This is a genomic window from Pseudomonas sp. NY11955 (assembly GCF_048068035.1).
Classification (GTDB): domain Bacteria; phylum Pseudomonadota; class Gammaproteobacteria; order Pseudomonadales; family Pseudomonadaceae; genus Aquipseudomonas.
Window position 1 is genome coordinate 1 of sequence record NZ_JBLUPS010000035.1, and the last position, 3,912, is coordinate 3,912.

A 3,912-nucleotide genomic window follows, 5' to 3' on the forward strand; every position below is an offset into this window, starting at 1 on the left:
ACGCTTGCAGATGGCAGAATTGAAATAAGTCATTGTTTTAAATGGATTTTTGCAGGAATTGCTACGTTGCAGGGTCCTGTAGTTAGGATGACACTTTATTTTCCTCCCACAGAAACGCGAGCACGGGCTGCACGCAAGCTCGCGTTGATCGAGCAGAAGATGGCCGACTTGGTCGTCATGCAGCAACTGTTAGGCGAACTGGTGCAGCAATGTGATGCGGGAGACGGCGGAACGATCTGCCCGATCATCGAGGCACTGATCAGAGAGTAATGCCTGGCGGGTGAGCTGGAGATCGGAAAGCCCCTTTACGGTGGGATTCAGAGCTTACGTTGGTTTTTGGTTCCATTGCTCCCCAAACCCCGTCAATGCGATTGCACCGGGTGAGATCGAGACGTCGATCCTGTCTGCCGGGACCGAACTGATCGTCGATCAGCAGATCCCCATGCACCGCTTGGGCAAGCCGGAAGAAGTCGCATCCCTGGTGCATTTCCTCTGCACCCGAGGCGCGTCGTACATCAACGGTTCGGAGATTCATGTCAACGGTGGTCAGCACGTCTGAAATAATCTGGAAATCCCGGCCGGAAACTTCCATCATTCGGGCCGGGCATCCGCCGCAGATGAGCGATCAATGAGCAACCCCTACCCTATTCAAACCCTCAATCACTCTTACCTGGGCAGTGGCATCTACGAGTTGCTGCGCGAGGCACTGATCACCGGGCGTTTCCAGCCCGATGACCGCCTGCGCATCCGCGACCTGGCCGAACAACTGGGCACCAGCGTCACACCGGTGCGCGACGCGATCCTGCAACTGGCCAAGGAACAGGCGCTGATCCTCAAGACCCCGCGTGACATCCGCGTACCCATCCTCACCGCCGCGCAATACGGCGAGATCCGCAGCATCCGCCTGGCGCTTGAAGGCCTGGCTGCGGAGACGGCCGCCGCGCTGGTGACCGACAGCGAACTCGCAGACCTGCAAGCCTGCATCGAAAACAACATCGCCGCGATCAACGCCCAGGACTTGCAAGCCGCTCTCAAGTGCAATCAGCAATTTCACTACGCGCTGACCACCATCGCGCGCATGCCGGTGCTGGCGGGTTTGCTCGATAGCCTGTGGATGCGCACCGGCCCACTGATCGCCCGTGCCTATGGCAACTTCAACGAGCGCATGGCCATCGACCATCACTGGGAAGTGCTCGACGCACTCAAGCGCCGCGATGGCGCGGCGGCACGGGCGGCCATCTGCCGTGACATTCTCGATGGCAACGAGAAGATGCTCGAGTACATCGAGATGGCGCAGGCGGACTGATTGGCAGTCAATTCGACTGTTGACGAAACATAGATGACCAGTTAGTTTATTAAAACTTTCTCATCACTGGATGTCTCTGTCATGGCTCGCCCGGTCAACCTCGAAGTCAGATCCCGTTTGCTGTCGATTGGCCGCCAGGTGGTTCACAACCGTGGCTTCAACGGCTGCGGCGTCCAGGACATCACCGCCGCTGCCGAGATTCCCAAGGGCTCTTTCTACAACTACTTCGCCAGCAAGGAAGACTTCGCGGCAGAGATCCTCGAGGAATACTGGACCTCGATCGAAACCCGCCACGGGCCGATCTTCTACGACGCCCGGGTCAAGCCGCTGGAGCGCATCGGCCAGTTCTTCCAGGCCCTGGTGCTCGAGCACGGCGAGCATGAATACAGCCTGGGTTGCCTGATTGGCAACCTGTCCCTGGAAATGTCCAATGGCAGCGAACAAACCCGCAAGCGTCTGGCCGATGTGCTGGCGCGCTGGGAAGGTTTGCTCGCGAGCTGCCTGCGTGAAGCGCAGCAGCGCCGCGAACTCTCTGAAACTCACGACGCCGAAGCGCTGGCCAGTGTCATCGTCGAAGGCTGGGAAGGTGCGGTCATGCGCGGCAAGGTCCTGCGCGACGGTGCACCTCTGCAGCGTTTCGTATCGATGGTCTTGCCTCGGCTATTGGAGTGAGTTTTTTTTCCTCATTAATAAGACGACTGGTCATTTATATAAAGCAACATTCACGTCTCATCCACGCAAGCACCCAAGAGGTAAATCGTCATGAGCCATCTGTACGCCGACCCCGCCGAACCCGCACTGCCTGCCACTGGTTTCAAGCTCGACCTGAGCAAAGCCGCCCTGGTGGTCATCGACCCACAGAACGACTTCCTCAGCCCTGCCGGCGCCAGTTGGGCGGTGTTCGGTGAGAGCATCGTCGAGAACAACACCGTCGAAAACCTGGAAAAACTGTTCAAGGCCTTCAAGGCTCACGACCTGCCCGTGGCCGTGTCGCCACACTATTACTACCCGCACGACCACGACTGGCATTTTGGCGGTCCGCTGGAAAAGGTCATGCACAGCATCTGCATGTTCGATCGCAAGGGACCGAACACCCTGGAAAACTTCGAAGGCTCCGGCGCCGATTTCCTCGAGATCTACAAGCCGTACATTCTCGACGGCGAGACCATCATCGCCTCGCCGCACAAGGTCTACGGCCCGGAAACCAACGACCTGGCGCTGCAATTGCGCAAGAAAGGCGTGTCGCAGATCATCCTCGCCGGCATGGCGGCCAACCTTTGCGTGGAATCACACCTGCGCGAACTGCTCGAACAGGGCTTTGAAATAGTCGTGGTACGCGACGCCACCGCCGGCCCGCGCCTGCCGGATGGCGACGGCTACCTGGCGGCCATCATCAATTACCGCTTCCTCGCCCACGGGCTGTGGACCACCGAAGAGACTATCGCGCAACTGCAACCGGCTTGATCGTGCCCGAGCGGCCGGGCATCGCGCCCCCCCGCTCTTTCTCGAGAACCCCCGATGAAAATCCCCGCCCGTTATGAGCATTTCGTTTTCGGCGTCGTTCAATCCGGCCTGACCTGCGCGGTCGCGGCCGCCATCGCCACCACACCCCATGCGCTCGACCTGGCCTTTGCCGGCCGCTGGTTGAACGCGTGGGCGCTGTCGTGGGTATCGATGTTGCCGGTGGTGGTGCTGGCGGCGCCGATGATTCGGCGCGTGGTGAGGCGGATGACGGTGGGCTGAATGACTTGGCTATGACTCACCCAACACACCGCCATCGCGAGCATGCTCGCTCCTACCGGGGGCTTCGGGGCTGCTCGCGACAGGCGCGCAAGCCCGCACCCGACGCACGAAATACTGTGCCCGTTCGCATTTTCGCAATAAACCACTTTTCATCCGCGCATTTGTAGCCGCTTCGTTCACGGACAAGCCGGTACATTAGACCTCCATGGTCCCGCAGAGCGACCGACAACAAAACCTACAGCTCGCCCAAGAAAATCTGCCAACCATTCGGAGTCTTTCCATGAGCACATTGCGCACTACAGCTTTCCAACTCGCGAGTCTGGCCCTGTTCATCGGTAGCGCCACCCAGGCCATGGCCGAGGACATCACGTTCGTATCCCAGGGCGGTGCTTATCAGGAAGCCCAGAGCAAGGCGATCCTGGAGCCTGCGGCGAAAAAGCTCGGTCTGACGCTCAAACAGGACAGCTCGCCCAAGGCCTACCCGATCATCAAGACCCAGGTCGAGAGCGGCAAGGTCACCTGGGACGTGGTGGACCTGCCCACTGGCGACTGCATCCGTGGCGAAGCCGAAGGGCTGTTCGAGAAGCTCGACCTTGCGCTGATTCCCAATGCCGCGCAAATACCCGACAGCCTCAAGGACGAATACAGCGTCGGCTACATCAGCTACTCCACGGTGCTGGCGTATCGCACGGACGCGTTCAAAGGCGCGGACGTACCCAAGACCTGGGCCGACTTCTGGGACACCAAAAAATAGGTTCATCGCGCTTTCCCGGGGAAGGCAGCCTTGATTTTCAGGAAAAAGTATTCCGAGTCCCGAAAACCATAGGCCATACGCTTGATCACCTTGATGCGGTTGTTGACGC

6 protein-coding genes and 2 pseudogenes are annotated in these 3,912 nt (G+C 59.3%); 7 read left to right on the forward strand and 1 reads right to left on the reverse strand.

The genetic code is table 11. The features are described from left to right. From ACNFBR_RS29060 to ACNFBR_RS29090, 7 genes and pseudogenes are all read left to right on the forward strand, one after another. Nucleotides 1–270 (forward strand): annotated as a pseudogene (locus ACNFBR_RS29060) (hypothetical protein); the annotation flags it as partial. Nucleotides 271–361: 91 nt separating this feature from the next. After that, nucleotides 362–559: pseudogene (locus ACNFBR_RS29065) on the forward strand (SDR family oxidoreductase); the annotation flags it as partial. A gap of 69 nt (nucleotides 560–628) precedes the next feature. Then, a complete protein-coding gene (locus tag ACNFBR_RS29070) occupies nucleotides 629–1,306 on the forward strand; it encodes a GntR family transcriptional regulator (protein WP_016487046.1) in 678 nt (225 codons plus the stop codon). Between the two features lie 81 nt (nucleotides 1,307–1,387). After that, the gene (locus ACNFBR_RS29075) at nucleotides 1,388–1,978 is read left to right on the forward strand and encodes a TetR/AcrR family transcriptional regulator (protein WP_003465041.1); all 591 of its coding nucleotides are present in this window, start codon (nucleotides 1,388–1,390) and stop codon (nucleotides 1,976–1,978) included. 90 nt (nucleotides 1,979–2,068) lie between these two features. Then, entirely contained in the window at nucleotides 2,069–2,770 is a 702-nt protein-coding gene (locus tag ACNFBR_RS29080; protein ID WP_003465039.1) for a cysteine hydrolase family protein, read from the forward strand. Between the two features lie 54 nt (nucleotides 2,771–2,824). After that, nucleotides 2,825–3,049, forward strand: a complete 225-nt coding sequence (locus ACNFBR_RS29085) for a DUF2798 domain-containing protein (protein WP_003465037.1) — start codon at nucleotides 2,825–2,827, stop codon at nucleotides 3,047–3,049. 280 nt (nucleotides 3,050–3,329) lie between these two features. Continuing rightward, nucleotides 3,330–3,803, forward strand: coding sequence for an extracellular solute-binding protein (locus ACNFBR_RS29090; RefSeq protein WP_049273834.1), 474 nt, complete (start codon nucleotides 3,330–3,332; stop codon nucleotides 3,801–3,803). A 2-nt stretch (nucleotides 3,804–3,805) separates the two neighbouring features. Here the strand turns inward: ACNFBR_RS29090 and ACNFBR_RS29095 are convergent. Beyond that, nucleotides 3,806–3,912 (reverse strand): transposase (locus ACNFBR_RS29095; protein ID WP_147264395.1); only part of this gene is annotated, 107 nt, incomplete at its 5' end.